Source organism: Streptomyces sp. NPDC058291 (genome assembly GCF_042880855.1).
Classification (GTDB): Bacteria; Actinomycetota; Actinomycetes; order Streptomycetales; family Streptomycetaceae; genus Streptomyces.
In genome coordinates this window covers 48704-69477 of the sequence record NZ_JBHVYK010000035.1, presented here as the reverse complement: position 1 = coordinate 69477, position 20774 = coordinate 48704, and the positions used below count along the sequence as shown (strand labels likewise).

Here is a 20774-nt window from a genome sequence, read left to right as displayed (position 1 = left end):
CGCCCCCCACCCACCGATTACGGGCAGCGTTACGCACTGGGGGACGCCCTACGAATGCGCCTGCCTCCGCAGGGACCGGCCGGTGTCTCCACCACTGTGGAACGCGACGGCGACACGTCGCGGCAGTGAGGCGCGGACGATGGCGGCGCCCACCGCGACGACGGCGGCTACTCCGTTCCACCAGGCGCGCGGCCGCCCCGGCCCCCCTGCCCTCCTCCAGCAGGGCGTCGAGCGCGGTCAGCAGATTCAAGTCCAATTGCATACGAGTAACTCCAACCGTGCCTGACATGCACTTGTTGTGAATCCGCGGTGCCTATAGCGTCGAGACGACAGCACGGAACGCCCGCGCTCACCCGGCCGCACCGGCCTCATCCACCCCCTCCAAGACAGGAGCACCCCCATGCCTCGAACGCCTCGGACCACGAACACTGCCGCCCGCGACGCCGACATGCTCGACCAGACCGTGACCGCTGTGCGCGCGGCCGGTTCGGCGCTGCGCGAGCGCTTCGGCGAAGTGGTCCCGTACCGGACCCGCGAGGAATTGATGCACGCCCTCGCCGGCAACGACGACGCGGCCCTGGACATCCTGCGGCCCCGCCTCACGCAGCTGCGCCCGGACGCCGGCTGGGTGGAGGACGAACTCGACGGCGGAGCGCTCCCGGACGGCGAATGGTGGGTCGTGGACCCGGCCGAAGGCAACGTCAACCACCTGCACGCCCTGCCGGAATGGGCGGTGACCGCCACCCTCGTGCGCGACAACCAGCCGGTCCTCACCGTCGTCCACCTCCCGATGACCGGCGACACCTACACCGCGACAGCCGGCGCAGGAGCCCACCTCGACGGCCGGCCACTGCGCGTCTCGCAGACCACGGACCTCGGCCTGAGCATCGTGGCCACCAGCCAGGCGCGACCGGACGAGGACGCGACAGTCGTTCGGCGCGTCGGTTCCTCGATCACCGCGATGCTCTTCGACGCCCTCGTCGTCCGCGCCGCCGTGCCCGCCACCCTGCACCTGCTGAACGTCGCCGCCGGCCGGGCCGACGCCTTCTGGCAGTTCGCCGGCGCCCGCGCCGACCTGCTTCCCGGGGCCCTGCTCGTCACCGAGGCCGGCGGACGCATCTCCGACGCCCAAGGACGCCCCTGGACCCCGCAGAGCGAGAGCTTCCTGGCATCAGCGCCCGGCATCCACACCGAAGCCGTCGCCACTCTTTCGCGCTGACCGCGCCCCTCACCCCTCCACACCGAAGGACCTGATCACCGTGACAACGATCGCGATACTCGGAAGCGGCCGCGTCGGCGGCAACCTGGCCACCGCCCTCACCCGGGCAGGACACCGAGTCCTCGTGGCGGACCGCACCCCCGGCGCCGCCGCCGACGCCGCCCGGGCAGCACGCATCGTCATCAACGCCACCCCCGGCGCCGGCTCACTCGACCGGCTCACCGCCCTGCGCGAGGAACTGCTCGACAAGATCCTCGTCGACGTCTCCAACGCCACCACCGACGGGCCGGACGGACTGCCCGCCGACCTCCTCTACCCCGGCTCGAGTCTCGCCGAACAGCTCCAGCGGGCACTGCCCGCAACGCGTGTCGTCAAGACGCTCAACACCATGCTCTACCCCGTCATGACCGCACCGGCCACCCTCGACCAGGCACCCGACGTCTTCCTCTCCGGCGACGACCCACAGGCCAAGGGCACCGTCCACGACATGCTCACCGAACTCGGCTGGCACCCCGACTGGATCACCGACCTCGGCGGAATCGAAACGGCCCGCGCCACAGAAGCCGCCGTCCTCTTCGTGCCTCACGTGATCCGCTCGAGCGGATTCACCCCCTTCGCGATCTCCATCGCCCGCTGAGTGCCTTACGAGGTGGTGTGCGACAGCGGGTGAGGCGTGTTTCGTCTGTTCAGGGCCTGACCTCAGGCGGTGATGGAGCGGTCCGTCTTCTCGGATGCGGAGGGGGCGGGTTGGATGGGGTGTGGCCGGTCAGCGCAGCGGCGGGGGCGGGGGGTTGGTCGCGTTCCGGACGGGCCAGCCGCCGACTTTCCAGCAGGGAGCGCCGGCCGGTTCAGTGCCGTGGGGACGCGGCGCGCGGCCGCTTGTTGTGGCCGACTGGGGGCACATCGGAAACCGGTGGCCGAAGTCCTTCCCGAGGCGGTGAAGTCAGCGCCGCTCAGAGGTGTATCCGAGCAGCGCTGACATGACCGTGACCGTGATCAGCTCGGCGTCCTTGAGCGTGGTTCCGGCGGCGGACCGCCTCGGTGCCGGCCACGACGGAGCCTTCGATTCGGCGTCAAGCCTGGCATGGAGTGCCGTGGTGGGTGTGCAGGTCGTTCGTCGTACATCGCGACGGTGGACGGCTCTGGTCTCACGTCTGCAGGCGATCCCTTGGGCTCTTTCGGGATCCGAGGCGGTCCCACTGCGGTGACTGTGCATCGCGGTTCTTTCGCAGGGCCTGGGTCAGCCAGGGGTACACCGGGATCAGGTCCGGTACTGCCTGCCAGCCGTTGACGATCCACACCAGCCGCCAGTACCGGTCCACCCGGGGATCGTGAGCCTCTTCGAACTGCTGCGCCATCCAGTCCCGGAATTCCGTGTCAGGGGTGCGCGCGAACACCTCGGCGAAGCGGTGCACGAGGTCGTCGATGAGCAGTGCGGCCCTGTCGCTGAGCGGGTCGGTGCCCGACTTCCTGGCCTCGGCCACCTTCTGCCGGGTGAACTCCATCAGCTCCTCGCCGGCATCACGCTCGATGTCGAGCGGGCGCCCGGCGGCCTGGCGTACGGCCGTCCGGCGCATCCGGACACGGAAATCCTCGTCGCCGACCAGCTCGGCGAGTTCCACCCACGCGGCGACCTGCTCGTCGGTCGGGTCATCGGGGAGGTCGGGAGTTGCGGCGCGAACCATGGTCACCGCGCCCGGGTCGGCATCCACTGTGCCGAAGGTGCCATCCACGAAGTCGTCGATCAAACGCCGGCGTTCCTCGCCGGACAACTGCGTGAGCCTGTGCATGAGCTTGGTCTCCTCGGGACTGGACCCGCGGCTGGCCACGACTCGCAGAACGCTGCGACGCAGTTGCAGCACGCGGATCTGGACGTCCATGGCGTCCGCGTGCGCCGCGGCGACTTCCGCCACCGAGAGCTCGCGGTCCAGTACTCGTTGGATCGTGGGCAGGGCCATGCCCAACTCGCGCAGGGTGCGCACAAGTTCCAGACGCAGCAGCGCGTCGAGGTCGTAGAGCCGATAGCCGGCGGGACTACGGGTGGTCGGCGCCACCACCCCCGAATCGGAGTAGAACCGGATGGTCCTCACAGACAAACCGGTCCGCCGGGAGAGCTCCCCGATCGAGTAGAGGGTCGTAACGTCCATGTCCCCCACTCTGCCGTCTCCAGTCACTGGAGACTCAAGGCCGTTCCCCAGCGCGGCCCCGGCCGAGATGTCCGCGGTGTCACCCTTGTGCGCCGGTCCGGAACGCCGGGCAGGAGCGGTAACCGCTCTGCCCGCCCTGACTTCGTGGACTTCCCAGGCCTCCCTGAACGGCTCACCGGTGCCGTTCGCGGTGTCGGTCGAGGCCGTCGTACGGCTGCCGAACTGGCGGACGGCATCGACCGGGAACGCACCCTCACCGCCGGCCGCGGTTGGCTGCCGGCCAGGTGGATATGGCCGCTCTGCGGGCGGAGTTGAGCCTCCCGCTGGGCGCGTGACAACGCGGGCCCGCCCTCACCGGTGGAACCGCAAGGTTCTGCACACCGCGGTGTCGTCCCTGACGGGGCTGCACACGGTCAGGGTGCCCATAGACGGTCCGCACGGCAGCCGGATCGTCATCACCTCCACAGGCCACCGGCCTGTGCTCGTCGAGCCCGGCTATGGGACGCGGACGGGCTCCGGGAGTTGTGGCAGCACCTGCCTCTTTCCTTCCAGGACCTTGGTTTCCTCACCTGGCCTCTGCTGAGGAAGCGATTTCCGGGGATCCCTACGCCGTGGCGTCACGTCCACATCGTCCTGTCCACCCTGCTCATCGTGCTCGCCGGCATCGCATACATCGCCCTGATCGTGAACCTGCCCTTCCTCCTGTGACCGGCCGGGTGCAGCGACGGTGGGACATGGGGCCAGGCTGCCGGGCGACAAGTCGGTCGCCCGGTGGCGCACGCGCCGACGACAGAGGTGATGGCCCTCAACCAGCAGGTTGTCGAGGTCGACAAACGCATCGAGGCACGTAGTCCGGGACCGTCACACCATTCAGGTGATCGCCGGCCTCGGCGACGAGGTCGTACCGCCCGGGGGCGAACTCCGTGACCCGGCACGCCCACGCGAGTTTTTGGAGCCGGCCGTCCAGGTAGTCGGCCACCTTCCGCTCTCCGGCGTCGCCGTCCGGCGGCGCGCCGAAGGGGTTGACGCCTGGCAGCCCGAGAGGTCGGCGGGCGTCGCCGTCAGCCGGTCGCGGTCGAACCTGGCGGCGTGCCGTGCCGCGATGTCCGCGCGGTACGCGTCCGGTGTGTCCAAGTGAACCTCTTGGTGGTTCGGCGCCCGTCGTCACAGGGCGCGGCGGCTCGTGCCCCGGCTTCTCAGATGTGAACTCTCGTCGAACAAAAGGGAGTTGAGTGCGGACGTCAAGAACGCGACGACCCGTGCGCGGCCCGGTCTGCGCCGGACGGTTCCCAGGGTGCCCGGCGGCCCGGGGGCCCGCAAGACGGCCGGGGGAGCAGCCCGCGGACCGGGTGGCGGGAACCCGACATCCCCGAGGAAGATTCCTCGACGACCCCGTTCCGTGCTCCACCTGCGGACCGATGGCTTCGGCGGCGGATGCGCGGCAGGCCGCAAGGTGGCGGATGCCGCCAACTTTGCCGGGGCCGCTTGTGACGATCATGCGGGCCATCGTTGAATCTGGTTCGCCCTTCCCCATGAATCCTTGTCGCCCACGGCGTTGCCCGACGCCGCATGCCGCGGCCCTGGCGCCGGAGACCGACCGGGGCCTTCCCCAATGGCCGGTCCTTCGTTCCACGGTCAACCGCATCGCCCGGTCGCCCTGGTCAGGGCTGTCGAAGAGGAGATCCGAGTGAACTCGACGAACGTGGCACAGACCGTCAAGGCACTGCTCTCAACCGAACTCATGGTGGAGGTCCCGGTCGGCCGGATGGACGCGGACGACAGCCTGCGGGACGTCTACGGGCTCGACTCGCTCGGCTTCGTGGAACTGCGTGTGCTGTGCGAGGAGAACTACGGCATCACCATCTCGGAGGACGACTTCTCGCCCGAGCACTTCGCCACCCTCGGCACGGTCGTCAGTCTCGTGGAGCGGCTGCTGAAGGAACAGGAGAACACCGTCCAGCCCGCCGGCTGACGGTTCGCCCCGCCCCATCGGTTCGGCACTGGCCCGGGCCCAGCGGCCGACGCCAGGGGGCATCCCCGCCTCCGCCGCACACGTGCACGGAAACGATCACTCATCGCATCGTCAGGGACGGAGACACCGTTGTCCGCGCCAGTCAGCACCCGGCTCACCGAGTCCGAACTCGACCAGCTCCAGCGAAGCCAGTCCATGCACTACAACCACTACGGCCGCCCACCCCTGCCGTTCGCCTGCCTGGGCGCCCGGGGCGTCGAGCTGGAGGCGGTCGAGCTCGCCGGGCCCCGACGCGGCGAGACCTTCACCCTCTTGGACGCCAGCGGCGGCTACGGGAGCGCCTGCCTGGGCGCCGGCCACGACAGCGTGCGGCGTTCTCTGCAGCGGGCCGTCACCGACACCGGCTACGTGACCGACGAGATGGCGTCCCGCGAAAGGGCGGCCCTGCTGGACCATCTGTTCGGGGCAGAGGGACTGTGGACGGACCACTTCCCCGGCGACGCCTACCACGTCGCGGGCCGCAACTCCGGCTCCGAGGGGCTGGAACTGGCCCTCCGGCTGGTCCTCGAATCGCGGTTCGATACCAGGCGTCTGCGCCACCGCCCCGGGCGCGAGAAGCGGGACACCATCCTGGCGTTCGAGGGCGCCTGGCACGGCTGGACCCACGGCCTGCTGCCGTTCCTCAACCGCCGGCACTACCGGGTGGGTCTGCCGGCCCCCGTCGCGGACCACGACTACGGCCTGCGAGTGGAACACATCCCGTTCGGCGACGAGGGTGCTCTGGAGGAGTACTTCGCCGCCAACTCCGAGCGGCTGCTCGCCGTCTTCGTCGAGCCCGTCCAGGGCGACGCCGGAATCCTGCCGCCCCCGCCCGGGTACCTGCGCCGCCTGTCGGGCAGGTGCGGGGACAACGGCACCTGGCTGGTCGCCGACGAGGTGCTGACCTTCGCTAAGACCGGCCGGTGGTTCGGCATGCACGACGCGCAGGGGCCGGTGCCCACCGACATCACGGTGATCGGCAAGAGCCTGGGAATGGGCGCGCTGTCGACCTCCATGGTCATCGCCCGCCGAGAGCTGCGGGCCCGTGCCACCGGCACCATCTCCACCTCCGACCTACGTCCGCTGACCTGCGCCGTGATGCACGACGGCATCGACCACCTGGTGAGCGAGGGGCTGCTCAAGCACTCCGCAGAACTGGGCGCACGGCTGGCCGACCGGCTGCGGTCCGGGCTCGTCGGGCGCTTCCCCGAGATCTACACGCACACGCGGGGCCTCGGCGTCATGCATGGTGTGGAGTTGTCCGAGACCGCATCGGCTCAACTGGACCTCCTGCGCACCCACCTGATCTCGGCCGGAGTGTACGTCGAGTTCATGGCCGGCGCCGGAAAGCGCTCCCACGGTCTGCGCTACGTGTACCCGACGATGCGGATCGCTCCGCCGCTGATCACCAGCGAGGCGCAGGCGGACGAGATCGTCGACCGGCTGGGGGAGGGCACCCGGCGCTTCCAGGAGACGCTGTGACCTCGGCAGACGCCCCGGCTACCGCCATCGGTACGGTGCGGCGCCGGATCGAGCACGTCGACACCGACGCCTCCGGGGTCGTCCACTTCTCCCGGTACGTCTCCCTCCTGGAGACCTTCGTACTCGACCACTTCGAGGAACACGGTGCGGGTCTGGCCCGGATCGCCGAACTCGGCGCCGATCTCGCCGTCACCGAGCTCACGGTGCGCTACCGCAGGCCGGGCGCCTACCGGGACCTGATCGCCGGGGAGGTCGTGGTGGAGCACGTCGGGGCCGCCCGCATCCGGGTGGCCGCCAGTCTGCTGCGCGAGGAGACGGACGGCTCACGCACCGAACTCGCCTCCGCAACCCTCACCTTCGCAGGCGTCCACCCGGCGACCGGCGGCCCGGCGCCGCTGCCTCCGGCTGTCCGTCACACTCTGAAAGGGATCGTCGCCGATGCAGCTCGACACGACATCGCAGCCCGCTGAACGCACGGCAGCGGCCGTGCCCCCGGCGCAGGGGCCGCAGCAGGGCGCCGACCGGCAGATCGGCTTCTCGGAGCTCAAGAAGTGGCTGCGCCACCGCCACCCGATGATCTACATCGACCGGATCACCGACCACGAGCCCGGGGTCTTCCTCAAGAGCCTGCTGTCGGTGTCCGGGAACCTCGACGCCATATCAGGACACTTCCCGGAACGGGCCATCTATCCGGGGAGCCACCTGATGCAGGCCTTCGCCCAGTCGGGGATCATCCTCTACCAAATGAGCACCAGCCCGCTGGCCGACGACGAGCTGACGCTGATCGGTTCCGTCAAGTCGCGGTTCACCAGGCCCGTCGTCCCCGGCGACCAAGTGATCTTCGACGTCCGAGCCGACCGGCTGGTCGGCACCACGTTCTTCTTCTCGTGCCAGGCGACCGTCGACGGTCTCACGGTCGCCGCCTTCCGCGGAACGCTGACCCGCAGGAAGGCCGCGGACCTCGGCCGTCAGCTGTGGTGAGTGCCGGGCCCGAGGCCGTCGTCACCGGCATGGCCTGGGCCACTCCGCTGGGCGACGGCCTTCAGGAGGTGTGGCAGCGGCTCTGCTCGGGCGCGACGGGCGCCGCCGACCAACCGTCGCCGCACCGGCTGCGCACGCAACGTTGCGCCGCCGTGCCCTCCCCGGCCTACCGCCCCGGAGCCCGGGAGGCCTGGGACCGGCAGGTCGCCCTCGCGGTGCGCACCATGGCCGCGGCCTTGCGGGACGCGGGCGTGGCGGCGGACGACGGGCGGCTGACCTTCGTTGCGGGCACCAGCTTCGACGCCCGCATCGACTGCGAAGACCCCCAGGAGGACTGGGCCGTCGCGGCGACCCGCCAACTCGGCCACCATAAAAGGCCGTTGGTGGTCACCACCGCCTGCTCGGCCGGCGCCGACAGCCTGTTGCTCGCCCGGGCACTGCTCCACGCGGGCGACGGCGAGGGAATCGTCCTGGCGGGCGGGGTGGACGTCCTGACCGAGGCCAAGCGGCTGGGTCATTCCGCACTCGGCACGATGAGCCCCACCGGGCTGCGCGCCTTCGACGTGGCGCACGACGGCATGACCCTCGGTGAGGGCGCGGGCTTCCTGGTGCTGGAGGGCGCCGCCGCGGCCCGCCGCCGGGGCGCCCGGGTGTACGCGACGCTGAGCGGCGCGGGTTCGGCCAACGACGCCTCCGGGCTGACCGCACCGGACCCGTCCGGGCGCACCGTGACCGCGGCGGTGCAGCGAGCCCTCGCAGGGTCGGGCAGCGTGCCCGCCGACGTTGCCGTGATCTGCGCGCACGGCACCGGCACCCCGCTCAACGACGAGGTCGAAGCCGCCGCCGTACAGCGGCTCTTCGGCGGCGTCCGGACCGGGCCCGCCGCAGTGGTCTTCGCAACCAAGGGGGCGCTCGGCCACAGTCTCGGTGCCACCGGGGCGATCGAGGCGGTGGCCACCGTGCTCGCCCTCCGGGAGGGACAGGTGCCTCCCCTCCATGGGCTCTCCTCCTCGCTGCCGGGGCTGTCGTCGCTGCGGCTGCCCCGCGGAGGGCCGGAGAAGGCGCACGGGACGCAAGGCATCAGCCTCACCCTGGGGTTCGGCGGATTCAACACCTGCCTGCTGTTCGACTCCGAGCCGCCCGCCGGGGACGACGCGGTCACGCGGGCGCCGTCCGCCGGGGTCGACGCGCCCACCACGATGCCTTCCGGGTCCGGCGGCCGCGCGCCGGCCCTGCCTCTCGCCGTCGCCGGGCACGCGACCGTGTCCGTCGCCGACCCCGCGTCGTGCACGCGCAACAAACCGTCCTTCTACGCCGACCCGGTCGCCTGGCTGATCGTCTCCGCGGCCGAAGAGGCGCTCGCCCCCTGCCGGGAGGAGGTCCTGGCGGAGCCCGACGAGGTCGCCGTCCTGGTCACCAACGACGGCCGGGCCCTGCCCACGCACCTCAGGATCGCCCGGGACGCGGCCCGCGGCCGGGTCTCGCCCCTGCGGTTCGCGGGCTCCAACCCCGGCATCCTGGCCGGACTCACCTGCCTCACCCTCGGCCTGCGAGGCCCGTCCCTGGTCCTGGAGGCGGACGTCGACGACGCCGCGGACGTCGCGACGGCGCTGGCCGGGGACTGGCTGCACACCGGCCGCGCGAGGTACGTCCTGTGGGCCGCGTACCGGCAGGACGGCGACTCGTGCACGGCGACCTGCGTGGTGCTCCGTGCCGGGACGCCCGACGACGACGGCGCCCACGGCGCCGGGTTCGCCCGGGAACTGCTCACCGACCCGCCGGCCGCCGACGCGGTGCAGCGGCCATGAAGGGACACCACGGATGTCTGCCACGGATGACCTCCTGTTAGAACACCGGCGGGTCGCCGAGTTCCTGGACCGCGCCTGCGAGCCCGGCGCGACGGACCGCCCCGAGCCGTCGCTGGACGACACCCTGGCCGCGTTGGCCGCACTGGGCCTGCCTCCCGGCAGCGCCGTGCTGCTTGCGCTCTCCAACTCCCTGCACATGCTGCGCCTGTACCTGTCCGCCCTGCTCCTGGGGCTCGTGCCGCTCGCCGTCGCCCCGGCGACCCCCTCGGCGCGCATCCGCAGGCTGGCCCGGCGACTCCACGTCCGGGCGCTGATCGCCGCCCGGCCGGACCCCCAGCGCTACGGCGTCCCGCGCGCCCACCTGGTCCCGGGCGGCGCGGCCGTCCTGCTGAACGAGGCGAGCGGCCCGCCCCCGTACCGGGCAGGAGACGTGCTCATGTCGACCTCCGGGACGTCCGGGGCCGCCAGCGCCTGCCTGCACCGGGCCTCGTCCCTGCTGCGCAACGCGGAGCGGCACGCCGGGGCGGTGGGGATGCGCGCGGGCGACACCGTCCTCGTCAACCTGCCCCTGTACTACTCGTACGCGATGGTCGCGCAGGTGCTGGCCGCGTACGTGTGCGGCGCCAGGGTGGTGGTGTCCGGGCCGCCCTTCTCCCCGGCCGGGTATCTCAAACAGATCGCGGACCACGGGGTGACCCACTCCTCCATCACGCCGACGATCGTCCGGCGGCTCCTCGAAGAATCCACGGGAGCACCGTCGGGCGTCCGGGCGCTCACCGTCGGCGGCGACCACGTGCCGCCGGAGCAGGTGGCCCGGCTGCTGGCGTGCCGTCCCGGCGGGGAGCTGTACCTCACCTACGGGCTGACCGAGGCGGGGCCGCGGGTGTCCACCCTCGCCGCGCACGCCGAACCCCCTCACCGGTACGCCTCCGTGGGGCTGCCGTTGCCCGGGGTCCGAGTCTGGCTGCGCGAGCAGCCCGGTGACGAGGGAACCGGTGAGCTCATGGTCGCCAGCGACACGGCGCTCGTGCGCAAGATCTCCGACGCACCGGGAGCCGATCGGACGCCGGCCGCCCGGGGGGTCGTCGCGACCGGTGACGTCTTCCGCATCGAGGACGGCTACCTCTTCTTCCGGGGCCGCCTGTCGGACTTCGTGATGATCAGGGGCGAAAAGGTCTCCCTCGGCTCCGTCCGCCGGACCGCGCTGACCCTGCCCGGTGTGGTGCGCTGTGTGACGAAGGTGGGAACGGCGGACGACGGAGAGTCCTTCCTGGAGGTGGAGTTGGAGGTGGCCGATCCGCAGCCCGACGCGGCGCAGAGCATGCGGCGGAGCCTCAACTCCGTCCTCATGCCGTCGGAGCGCCCCCGCACCGTCACGGTGACCGGGGCGGACCAGGAGGGCTTCCACAAGTGACCGCGCCGTCCGTCCTCCGCACCGCACCGCCCCGCCGGGACGCGGTGCTCCGGCTGTTCTGCGTACCGCACGCCGGAGGTTCGGCCCGTGTCTTCCGGGGCTGGCAGCGGCACGCTCCGCCCGGCGTCGAGGTGGTGCCGCTGGAACCGGCGGGACGAGGCACGCGGGCGGGAGCGTCCGCCGCGCGGTCGGTACGGGAAATCGCCCGCGACTTCGCCGCCACGGTGCGCGCCACGGCCGGGCCGAACCCGTACGTCCTGCTCGGGCACAGCATGGGCAGCCTGATCGCGTACGAGATGGCTGCCGCAGCGGGGCCGACGGACCGGCCGAGGCCGGCGCTGCTCGTGGTGTCCGGGCGTAACCCGCCGCACTGCCCGCCCGCCTGGACGCGTCGGGTCCTCGACCTCACCGACGGCGAACTGCTCGCCGAACTCCGGGTCCTCGGGAGCGTGCCGCCCGGGCTCAGTCCTTCGATCGCCGCGCACTTCTTCCTGCCCGGCTTCCGCGCCGACCTGCGGATGGCCCACACCTACCTGCCCGGGCGACAGCCCCGACGCACGGCGGCGCCCCTGCTCGTACTGGCAGGACGCCAGGACCCTCTGACGGACGACGCCGTGCTGACGCAGTGGGAGCGGTACTCCGACGAAGGCTGCACCGTGGCCCACCATGAGGGCGGCCATTTCGCCCTGTACGAAAGGGTTCCCTGGCTGATGGGGCTCATCAGCGAGCAACTGCGGCGGCCCGAACCCGGGCCGCCCGGGCGCTCGTCCGTCGGAGAAGAAGGTCACGGATGGTGAAGGGCTACTTGCTCATCGGGCTCTCCGCGACCGGCTTCGGGCTCATGCCCGTCTTCGCCACGTTCGCCTACCGTGACGGGCTGACCCTCGCCACGCTGCTCTTCCTTCGCTTCGCCCTCGCCGCGGCGGTCTTCGTCCCGTACGCGATCCGCCACGCGCGTCGCACCGGCCCCCCGAAGCGGGCGGACCTGCTGCGGCTGGTCGTGCTGGGCGGGGTCCTGTACACGGCTCAGTCGGCGCTGTACTTCTCGTCCGTCAAACACATCTCGCCCGCGCTGGCCGCGCTCTTGCTGTACGTGTACCCGGCCCTGGTGGCCACCGTGTCCGCCGTCGTCGGCCGGGACAGGCCCTCCCTGGCCATCGTGGGCTCGATGGTGGCGTCCTTCGCGGGAGTGTCACTCGTGCTGGGCCGCATCGGGGCGGACCTGGACATCGTGGGCGTCCTGCAGGTGCTCGGCGCCGCCGGGGTCTACACCGCCTACATCCTGTACGGCGACCGGGTGAGCGCCCGTGTGCATCCCGTGGTGATGACCGCCTGCGTCTCGGCGGCCGCGGCGGTCTCCTTCCTGCTGTACGGGGCGGCCACGGGCGATTTGAGGCTCGGGTTCGCGCTCCGGGGCTGGCTCTGGGTGCTCGCCCTGGCCCTGATCTCCACGGTCGTGGCGATTCTCTGCTTCTTCCTCGGGATGACCCTGATCGGTCCGACGCGTGCGTCGATCGGCAGCATGCTGGAGCCCGTGGTGAGCATCGTCGCCAGCGCGGTGTTCCTGAGCAGCGGGCTGACGTGGCTGCAACTCCTGGGGGCCGCCCTGGTCCTGACCGGTGCCACAGCCGGCGTCCTCTCCCGCCGTCCCTCGCCGCCGGGCCCGCAGCCCGCGCCGCCACCGCGGCAGCTCTCGCGGGACCACGGCACCGCCCCGCCACCGCAGCCCTCCCGGGACCACGACGCCACGCCACCACGGTCCGGGCAGCCGCCCCCGCGCCGCTGACCGGCCGCCGCTCGTCCTTCCCCCGAGGAGAACCAGGAGACCCCATGCCCACACGTCCGCTCTTCTGTTCGGCCGAGGAGGTCGCGACACTGCTGGGAATGGACGACGCCATCGCCTCCCAGCGCCGAGCGTTCACCGCCCTCGCCCACGGCACGGCCGACCTCCCGCCGAAGGTCATGCATCCGAGCCGCTTCGACGACAGCGTGATGTTCTGTTACGTGTCCCGCCTTTCCGCGGACACCGGCGCGGTCGCCAAGTTCGGCAGCGTCCGCCCCTCCAACCGCGCACACAACCTGCCCAGCGTGAACGCGGTCGTCGTCGTTCTCGACCCCGGGACCGGGGCCGTCGTCGCGGTGCTGGACGGCACCACGGTGACGACCCTGCGCACCGCCGCGGCGAGCGCGGTGGCCGTCGACGCGCTCGCGCTCGCGGGCGCGGACGAGCTGGGACTGCTCGGCTCGGGCACTCAGGCGCTGGCCCACGCCCGTGCTGTCGCACGGGTACGGCCGCTGCGCGCGGTACGCGTGTGGAGTCCCACCGAGAAGCACCGCCTCCTGGCCGCCGAGCGCATCGCCGCCGAACTCGGGGTGCGGGCCGACGCGGCGGACAGCGCACGGGAGGCGGTGAACGGCGTGCCCGTGGTCGCCACCTGCACCCTCAGCCGTGAGCCGGTCCTGCGCGGCCGGTGGCTGTCACCGGGCGCCACGGTGGTGGGCGTCGGCTCGTTCGAACCCGACCGGCACGAGGTGGACGCGCACGCTCTGCAACGGGCCGCCGCAGTCGTCGTGGACGATCCGCACACCGCCGCCGCGCACGCGGGTCCCGTGGTCGCCGCGATCGGCGGCGGCGACCTCGTGCCCGGTGACCTCGTGCCCCTCGGGCAGGTGCTGACCGGGCAACGTGCGGCGCGCTCCTGCGAGCAGGACATCGTCCTGTACTTCAGCGTGGGCCTCGGTCTCCAGGACGCGGCGGCGGCCTGGGCCGTCGTCGACGCAGCCAGGGCCGCACACGGCGGGCCGGCGGCCGAGGACGTACGACCAGCGCCGGACGAGCGGCCGGCGGCCGGGCGATGAGCGGGCGCGGGGCCCGGCCGGGCGGCGTCCTGCCGGGACGGGCGTCGGTGGTCGTCATCGGCGGCGGAGTGATGGGCGCCAGCATCGTTTATCACCTCGCCCGTGCCGGTGTGCGCGACGTGGTGCTCGTCGAGCGGGACCAACTGGCCTGCGGCTCCACCTCCAAGGCCGCAGGGGGAGTCCGGGCGCAGTTCTCCGACGTACTGAACATCCAGCTCGGCGCCCGGAGCCTGGAGGCCTTCGGCCGCTTCGCCGAGGAGCCGGGGCACGACATCGGGCTGCATCGGGTGGGGTATCTCTTCCTCCTGTCGACACCCGAGCAGGTGGCTTCCTTCGAGGCCGGTGTGCGGTTGCAGAACGGGCTGGGCGTGCCCAGCCGCATGATCGACGCGGCCGAGGCGCAGCGGCTGTCCCCGCTGATCAGCACCGAGGGGCTGCTGGCAGCCGCCTTCTCCCCCGACGACGGGCACTGCACCCCCGAGGCGGTGGTGCACGGTTACGCCGACGCCGCACGCCGGCACGGTGTGGTGATCGTCCGGCACTGCGCGGTCACCGGCATCGAGACGAAGGGCTCGGACATCACGGCGGTCCTCACCTCCCGGGGGAGCATCGCCACGTCCGACGTCATCTGCACGGCCGGTGCCTGGTCGGCCGAGATCGGCGCCATGGCGGGCGTCGAGCTGCCCGTGCAGCCGCTGCGCCGTCAGATCGCCGTCACCGGGGCGGTGCCAGGGATGCCGTGCGACGTGCCCATGACGATCGACTTCGACAGCAGCTTCTACTTCCACGGGGAGGGCCCCGGCGTCCTGCTGGGCATGTCCGACCCCGAGGAGACGCCGGGCTTCCGCACCAAGGTCTCCGACGCGTGGCTGCCCCGGCTGCACGCCGCGATGAGCCGGCGCGCCCCCGCCCTGCTGCAGGCGCGCGTCACCGGCGGCTGGGCCGGACTGTACGAGACCACCCCCGACCACAACGCGCTGATCGGCGAGGCCTGCGGACCCACGCGCTTCCTGTACGCCACCGGGTTCTCCGGACACGGCTTCCTCCAGGCGCCCGCGGTGGGCGAGGTGATACGTGACCTGTACCTCGGCCGGGAGCCTTTCGTCGACGTGTCCCCGCTGCGGGCCGAGCGTTTCGCCGTTCAGGAGGCCCGCCCGGAAGCCAATCTCGTGTGAGCGGAACCCGGACCACCCAGGCTTGTCAACGCCGCGCTCAGCACCGGGCCGGCCACCCCCTTCCTCGCCCCGCGCGCCCCCGACGCCCCGCACCGCGGGCTCACCACCGTCTGCGACGTGACGTGCGAGGTCGGATCGGAGGCGGCATGTGGCCGGTCCACGACACGACGACCACCTGGCAGCGGCCCGTACGCAGACTGCTGGACACCTCGCCGTTCGACCTGATCGCCCTGGACGACCTTCCCTCGCTGCTGCCCGAGGAAGCCAGTACGGACTTCGCCGCGGCGCTGCTGCCCCAGCTCGCGCACACGGCCGCAACGACCCGGCCTTCCCGTGGCGCCGTTGCGCGGCCCTGTTTCCCCACGGCACTGCCGACGGACAACGACCGCACCACGGAAAGGACCGGACGTGAGTGATGTGACCGATGTGACTGCCGCGACCGACGCGATCGCCCCCACCGGCACCGTGCACTGGATGGGCGCCGGCCTGTCCACGGGCAGCGGCCTCGCTGCCGTCCTCAGGACGGCACCGCGGGTACGGCTCTGGCACCGCAGCGCCGACCGCGCCGAGAAGGCTCTGGACCGGCTCGGGCTGTCCGGGCGCGTCGCCCCCCGTGCCTTCACCCCCCAAGCGTTGAGCGCCGAACTGGCTCCCGGCGACATCGTGGTCTCCATGCTGCCCGCCTGCGAACACGACGCGCTGCTGCACATCTGCGTCGGCCGCCGGGCCCATTTCGCCTGCAGCAGCTACACCTCCGACACCATGCGCGCACTCGCCCCGGCCGCCGCCGCGAACGGCACCGTGATCCTCGCGGAGGCCGGTCTCGACCCGGGCATCGACCATCTCTTCGCCCACAGCCTGATCGGCCGGGCCAGGGCACAGTGGGGCGAGGCTCCCGCACGGGTCCGCTTCACGTCCTACTGCGGGGGAGTGCCGGCCGTTCCCAACGCCTTCCGCTACCGCTTCAGTTGGGCGCCCCGGGGCGTCCTGGGAGCGCTGCGCACGCCCGCCCGTTACGTGGCGGACGGCGCCCGGGTCACTGCCGCGAGGCCGTGGGAGGCCGCCGTCACGCAGACGGTCGGCGGCGAGACCTTCGAGGTGTACCCCAATCGGGACAGCGTGCCCTTCATCGCTCAGTACGGGCTGCCCCCGCAGTGGAGCGTGGACACGTTCGTCCGGGGCACGCTGCGCCTGAGCGGCTGGCTCAACGCCTGGGAACCGGTCTTCGCCGAACTGCGCCGCGGTGACGACACACGGATCGCGCACCTGGCCGACGAGTTGGCTGCACGCCATCCCACCACCGACAGCGACCGCGACCGCGTGGTCCTGGCGGTCTCCCTCGACGTTCGCGACGATGCCGGGGACGCCTGGGAGGGCCACTACCTCCTCGACACCGTCGGCGACGCCGCCGAGAGCGCCATGGCCCGCTGCGTCTCCCGGCCACTGGCCGACGGGGTGGAACAGATCCTGCACGGCTTCCTGCCGGCGGGGCTGACCTGCGCCGCCCGCGGGGCCGACGAGTCCGAACAGGCCCTCGCCCGCCTCGCCGGACAGGGCATCGACTTCACCCGCCACCTCCCCGGCTGAGCGTCCTCCCGTACGGCAGCCGTGCTATATCCATGCGGTACGACCGACCGTCCGCAGGTGCGACGAGCGGCGGATCACCCGCACGCGTCGCACCGTCGACAGGGGCGCACCGCCCCATGGAGGCCCGTTCATGCACACGGCAGTCCAGCGGGTTCGCGAGGTCCTGGCCGAGCACGGCGCCCCGGTCAGCACCGTGGAACTGCCCGACCCCGCCCCGACGGCCGCCGCGGCGGCAGCACAACTGGGCTGCGCCGTGGGCGCCGTCGCCAACAGCATCGTCTTCCGCGTCGACGGCACACCGCTCCTGGTCGTCACCAGCGGCGGACACCGCGTCGACACCCGTCTCCTGGCCGGTCTCTGCGGCGTGGCCCACCGCAGGGTCCGGCGGGCCGACCCCGACTACGTCCTCGAGGTCACCGGCCAGCGCGTCGGCGGCGTCGCCCCGATCGGCCACCCCGACCCCCTGCCGACACTGATCGACGAGCATCTTTACGCGTATCCGCACATCTGGGCGGGAGCGGGACTCGCGCATACCGTGTTCCGGACGACCTGTGCGGACCTGGTCCGCCTGACCGGTGCCAGGACGGCGAGGGTGGCCGGTGACTGACGGTTCGCTCCAACTGCCACCCGACGGTCGCCTGGTTACCGTCTGTTCCGGTTGGACGCCGTCGTCATTCCTGGTGCGAGGGCGGTGTGACGTGCAGCGTCGAAGATGCCCGGTGCGCAGTGGTGTGGTCCTGGCCGGCCGCCCAGGAGGCGAGCAGGGGCAGGTTGTCGTGAGACCGCGCCTGCCTCCGACGTGGGCCCCGCAGGCGCTGACCGAGACCTCCGAGGCCGTCCCCGGTCAAGGGTTCGGCGGTGTACGTGATCATTGTGAGGCCAGGTTCGGCGGCGATCTGGAGGAGGTCGTAGCGCACGTGTTGACGGCACCCTGATTGAGCGGGATGGGGCCGTCTGGTTGCTGGGGCCTGCACCTGCACCACCTGCGGCCGGCCACTCAGCGCCAGCAGAACCGGAGTCTCCGGATCCACCACCCGTGCCTCGGTCACCGGAGGTCGACCGGTACCGCGCGGGCTTGCGACAGCAAGTCCACCACGGCGTCGCCTCGTTCGGTACGGCTGATCCTTACGTGCCGCCCCTCGCGGTGGCGTTCGAGGAGTCCGGCGTCCACGAGGTGACGGCAGTGATGGGTGGCGTTCGCAGGGCTGCAATCGAGCAGGACTGCGAGTTCTCCCATGGTCAGCGGCTGCGCCGCTGCGCGCAGAATCGCTGCCCGCAATTGGCCGACCACCAAGGACAGTGCGTCCTTCGCCTGCTTGGCAGGCATCGCGGAGGTTTCCCACAACCGGCCTATGCCGGGCAGCGGGTAGCCGATCCAGACCAGGTCGGGGTGATCCATCGCGAACATGGAGGCACCGGGTCCCGACACGATGGGGACCAGGATCAGGCGTCGCTCATTGAGCGTGTACGTGGCTCCTTGCGGGTCGGGCAGTTGGAGACTGTCGCCCACCAGGTGGAAGCGCCCGCTCAGACCCTGGAGTATCGCCTCGGCACAGCCCTGCACGAGTGCCGCGCCGACTCGTTCGGTCTCCCCGCGGATGAGCCCTTCCGCGTTCTTCCAGATCGGATGGAACTCCCGCCACACGCACTCGAGCAGACGGGCATAGGCATGGATCCACTGCTGCGGGTGCTCGACGACGGGCCTCCATTGGGGCGGGACAGTGCCGCCGAACTCCGTTTCGAGCTCATCCAGGAGGGTGTCGGGTGAGAGATCGGCCAGCTGCGTGAACTGGGAGGCCGCGTCGCCGTTCGGCATACAGGCTGTCGGGGTGACGCAGTCCGGGATGACCGAGTATCCAGGGGCGAACAGCGGTTTGAGCACCGACGGTCCGACCGTGGACGCTGCGGTGAGTATCAGCTGGCGCCAGCGCCGGGGCACGCCATGGCTACGTCCTCCGAAGACGTCGGCCGCCAACGACAGGAGAGTGGCGCCCTGATGAGCCGCGAGGGAGATCCTGATCTGATCAAGTGAGCCGAGACGCAGATCGGTGTGGCTATACATGGAACCGCTCGCTCAAGTGTCCGCCCATTTCATTCCCGTCATGTCTTTTCAGGGTCCCGCGAGAGGGCGGCGAGGACAGTCGTGAACAGGATCGCACGTCGCGTGTTCCCCCTGGTTGCAGGCTGTGCCACTGAGCCGCCGGCGGTCTTCTTTCGTCCGTGTTCCGGTCGACGAGCGTAGGCGGGGTCCGAGGTGCGTGGGCACCAGTACGCGCTCCCTGGCCCCCCATTTCGTGCACGAAGCCGCAGTAGGGTGACGGCGCGGACGGGAATCTGGGGGCGCACCGGCATGACGGACGGCAAGCGTTCCCACTTCGGTGAAAACGGAGCCGTTCGTGGCGGCGGCTTCGTCCTTGTTCGCTCCGTTGCGGGTGACGGATTGCGACCCGCCGGCGTTTCGTGTCGTGGTCGACCACGCGGACACCGGGCCGGTGATCGTGGACCTGATCCAGGTCACCGCCGTGACGGTGACCCGAGACCGCCGCACCATTTCCTCCGACGACCATGAGTGCGCCGCGGGAGGCAACGTTCGCCCTGCCGGTACGGTCCGGGCATGAATGCCAGCGGCCGGCCGACGCTGACGGTCGAGCTTGGAGGCCTTCGTTCCTGTTGCTCCGCCGCCCCGTCGTCGCGTCGAGAACTCGGGAGCGCCCGGTGCCGGGTCCCGGGACAATGATCGGCATGACGTCCCTCCACTCCAACCCACTTTTCACCCGGCTTGCCGATGCCGAACGGATCCTCGTCGCGGGCGCGGGTGGCGGCTTCGACATCTACTCCGGCCTGCCGTTGGCTCTTTCCCTCTTGCATCAGGGCAAGCAGGTGCATCTCGCGAACCTCTCCTTCAGCGCCCTCGAGGGTCTTCCGATCGATGACTGGGTCGCCCCCGACCTGGCCGCCGTCACTCCCGACTCCGCTTTGCACCAGAGTTACTTCCCGGAGCGGACCCTGGCTCAGTGGCTGCGCCGGCACGGCTACCAGTTCACCGTTTACGCCTTCCCCCAGACCGGGGTGCGTCCGCTGCGCGCCGCCTACCAAGCACTGATCGAGCTGCACCGTGTCGACGCCGTGGTGCTGGTCGACGGCGGTACGGACATTCTGATGCGCGGTGACGAAGCCGGGCTCGGCACTCCGGAAGAGGACCTGGCCAGCGTGGCGGCCCTGGCCGCGCTGGACGGCATACCGACCCGCCTCGTCGTCTCAGTCGGCTTCGGCGTGGACGCGTACCACGGCGTGAACCATGTGCAGGTCTTGGAGAACATCGCCGCGCTGGAGCGCGACGGCGCGTACCTCGGTGCGTTCTCGATACCGCGTGCCACCCGTGAGGGCGCTCTCTACCTCGACGCGGTGACGCACGCTCAGCATCACACCCCGGAGTACCCCAGCATCGTGAACGGTTCCATTGCGGCAGCCGTGCGCGGCTCGTTCGGCGATGTCCGGTTCACTGACCGCACCCGGGGCAGTGAGTTGTTCGTGAACCCGCTGATGTCCCTGTACTTCGCCTTCGACCTCCCGGGCCTGGCAGCCCGTTGCCTCTACCTGGACCGGATCGAGGACACCCACCTGATGCGCCAAGTCCATTCGCGCATCGCCGAATTCCGCGAATCCGTGGCGACTCGCCCGCCCCGCCGCTTCCCGCACTGATGAGAAGACCGACGGCGCGCTGCCCGGTGCCATCGCTGCGTCCGCCAAGAAATGAGACAGCTCGCACGAGCGTCGGCCGACGCTCGCAGACCGCTGGAACGCCGGGCGGACACAGGGCGCCGAGCGCAGGCATTCGTCACCTTCGGGGCTCAGCCCGTTTCCGAGCCGGATGCGCGCTGGGCGCTGGAGCGGGGACTGCTGGTCCAGGGGCGGTACAGCCGCGGCCGCGCACGGATGCCCGCCGAGGTGGCGCTCGCGCTGCGCGGGCCGGGCTGGCATGCTCCGTTCGACCCCACGCCGCCCGTCCCGGCCCTGGTACCCGTCTCCCCGGCCGAGGTCTACAGTGAGGCGTCCGCCGCGGCCACGGCGTTCGCCGCCCACGCCGCCTC

Annotated in this window: 20 protein-coding genes; 18 read left to right on the top strand and 2 right to left on the bottom strand. The window is 71.4% G+C overall.

Translation table 11 applies throughout. From position 1 onward, the window contains the following. Positions 1–400 precede the first annotated feature (400 nt). Entirely contained in the window at positions 401–1219 is an 819-nt protein-coding gene (locus ACFVYK_RS19430; protein WP_389775336.1) for an inositol monophosphatase family protein, read from the top strand. Between the two features lie 40 nt (positions 1220–1259). Continuing rightward, positions 1260–1856: an NADPH-dependent F420 reductase gene (locus ACFVYK_RS19425; protein ID WP_389775334.1), complete on the top strand. Its 597-nt coding sequence runs from the start codon at positions 1260–1262 to the stop codon at positions 1854–1856. Positions 1857–2367: 511 nt separating this feature from the next. On the opposite strand, the gene ACFVYK_RS19420 is transcribed toward ACFVYK_RS19425, so the two are convergent. Next, positions 2368–3366 (bottom strand): MerR family transcriptional regulator, encoded by a 999-nt coding sequence (locus ACFVYK_RS19420; RefSeq protein WP_389775331.1) that lies wholly within the window; start codon positions 3364–3366, stop codon positions 2368–2370. Positions 3367–4240: 874 nt separating this feature from the next. Here ACFVYK_RS19420 and ACFVYK_RS19415 point away from each other — a divergent pair. The 14 genes from ACFVYK_RS19415 to ACFVYK_RS19350 all read left to right on the top strand — a co-directional run bounded on the left by ACFVYK_RS19415 (position 4241) and on the right by ACFVYK_RS19350 (position 17290). Beyond that, positions 4241–4504, top strand: coding sequence for a hypothetical protein (locus tag ACFVYK_RS19415; RefSeq protein ID WP_389775328.1), 264 nt, complete (start codon positions 4241–4243; stop codon positions 4502–4504). 549 nt (positions 4505–5053) lie between these two features. Further along, entirely contained in the window at positions 5054–5338 is a 285-nt protein-coding gene (locus ACFVYK_RS19410) for an acyl carrier protein (RefSeq protein ID WP_389775326.1), read from the top strand. A 129-nt stretch (positions 5339–5467) separates the two neighbouring features. Next, positions 5468–6859, top strand: a complete 1392-nt coding sequence (locus ACFVYK_RS19405) for an aminotransferase class III-fold pyridoxal phosphate-dependent enzyme (protein WP_389775323.1) — start codon at positions 5468–5470, stop codon at positions 6857–6859. Continuing rightward, complete coding sequence (locus ACFVYK_RS19400) at positions 6856–7329, top strand: acyl-CoA thioesterase (RefSeq protein WP_389775321.1); 474 nt, start codon at positions 6856–6858, stop codon at positions 7327–7329. Before ACFVYK_RS19405 ends, ACFVYK_RS19400 begins: the two co-directional genes overlap by 4 nt. Then, positions 7298–7840 (top strand): 3-hydroxyacyl-ACP dehydratase FabZ family protein, encoded by a 543-nt coding sequence (locus ACFVYK_RS19395; RefSeq protein ID WP_389775318.1) that lies wholly within the window; start codon positions 7298–7300, stop codon positions 7838–7840. The genes ACFVYK_RS19400 and ACFVYK_RS19395 overlap by 32 nt, the downstream gene beginning before the upstream one ends. Beyond that, on the top strand, positions 7837–9648 hold the full coding sequence (locus ACFVYK_RS19390; RefSeq protein ID WP_389775317.1) for a beta-ketoacyl synthase N-terminal-like domain-containing protein: 1812 nt from the start codon (positions 7837–7839) through the stop codon (positions 9646–9648). Before ACFVYK_RS19395 ends, ACFVYK_RS19390 begins: the two co-directional genes overlap by 4 nt. 13 nt (positions 9649–9661) lie before the next feature. Then, entirely contained in the window at positions 9662–11062 is a 1401-nt protein-coding gene (locus ACFVYK_RS19385) for a class I adenylate-forming enzyme family protein (RefSeq protein ID WP_389775315.1), read from the top strand. Next, complete coding sequence (locus ACFVYK_RS19380) at positions 11059–11859, top strand: thioesterase II family protein (protein WP_389775313.1); 801 nt, start codon at positions 11059–11061, stop codon at positions 11857–11859. The genes ACFVYK_RS19385 and ACFVYK_RS19380 overlap by 4 nt, the downstream gene beginning before the upstream one ends. Further along, positions 11853–12848: a DMT family transporter gene (locus ACFVYK_RS19375; RefSeq protein WP_389775311.1), complete on the top strand. Its 996-nt coding sequence runs from the start codon at positions 11853–11855 to the stop codon at positions 12846–12848. The genes ACFVYK_RS19380 and ACFVYK_RS19375 overlap by 7 nt, the downstream gene beginning before the upstream one ends. A 44-nt stretch (positions 12849–12892) precedes the next feature. After that, on the top strand, positions 12893–13921 hold the full coding sequence (locus ACFVYK_RS19370) for an ornithine cyclodeaminase family protein (RefSeq protein ID WP_389775308.1): 1029 nt from the start codon (positions 12893–12895) through the stop codon (positions 13919–13921). Beyond that, positions 13918–15096: an NAD(P)/FAD-dependent oxidoreductase gene (locus tag ACFVYK_RS19365; protein WP_389775304.1), complete on the top strand. Its 1179-nt coding sequence runs from the start codon at positions 13918–13920 to the stop codon at positions 15094–15096. Before ACFVYK_RS19370 ends, ACFVYK_RS19365 begins: the two co-directional genes overlap by 4 nt. A gap of 146 nt (positions 15097–15242) precedes the next feature. Beyond that, positions 15243–15512, top strand: coding sequence for a hypothetical protein (locus ACFVYK_RS19360; RefSeq protein WP_389775302.1), 270 nt, complete (start codon positions 15243–15245; stop codon positions 15510–15512). Positions 15513–15570: 58 nt separating this feature from the next. Next, positions 15571–16683, top strand: coding sequence for a saccharopine dehydrogenase C-terminal domain-containing protein (locus ACFVYK_RS19355; protein WP_389775356.1), 1113 nt, complete (start codon positions 15571–15573; stop codon positions 16681–16683). 130 nt (positions 16684–16813) lie between these two features. Beyond that, positions 16814–17290, top strand: coding sequence for a YbaK/EbsC family protein (locus ACFVYK_RS19350; RefSeq protein WP_389775300.1), 477 nt, complete (start codon positions 16814–16816; stop codon positions 17288–17290). A gap of 438 nt (positions 17291–17728) precedes the next feature. Here the strand turns inward: ACFVYK_RS19350 and ACFVYK_RS19345 are convergent, their stop codons facing one another. Continuing rightward, positions 17729–18745 carry an ArsR/SmtB family transcription factor gene (locus ACFVYK_RS19345; protein ID WP_389775297.1) on the bottom strand — a complete coding sequence of 339 codons (1017 nt, stop codon included), beginning with the start codon at positions 18743–18745 and terminating at the stop codon, positions 17729–17731. A 334-nt stretch (positions 18746–19079) separates the two neighbouring features. Here ACFVYK_RS19345 and ACFVYK_RS19340 point away from each other — a divergent pair, with 334 nt between their 5' ends. Further along, the gene (locus tag ACFVYK_RS19340) at positions 19080–19301 is read left to right on the top strand and encodes a hypothetical protein (RefSeq protein WP_389775294.1); all 222 of its coding nucleotides are present in this window, start codon (positions 19080–19082) and stop codon (positions 19299–19301) included. Positions 19302–19425: 124 nt separating this feature from the next. Further along, positions 19426–20385: a DUF1152 domain-containing protein gene (locus ACFVYK_RS19335; RefSeq protein ID WP_389775291.1), complete on the top strand. Its 960-nt coding sequence runs from the start codon at positions 19426–19428 to the stop codon at positions 20383–20385. Positions 20386–20774: the final 389 nt, after the last annotated feature.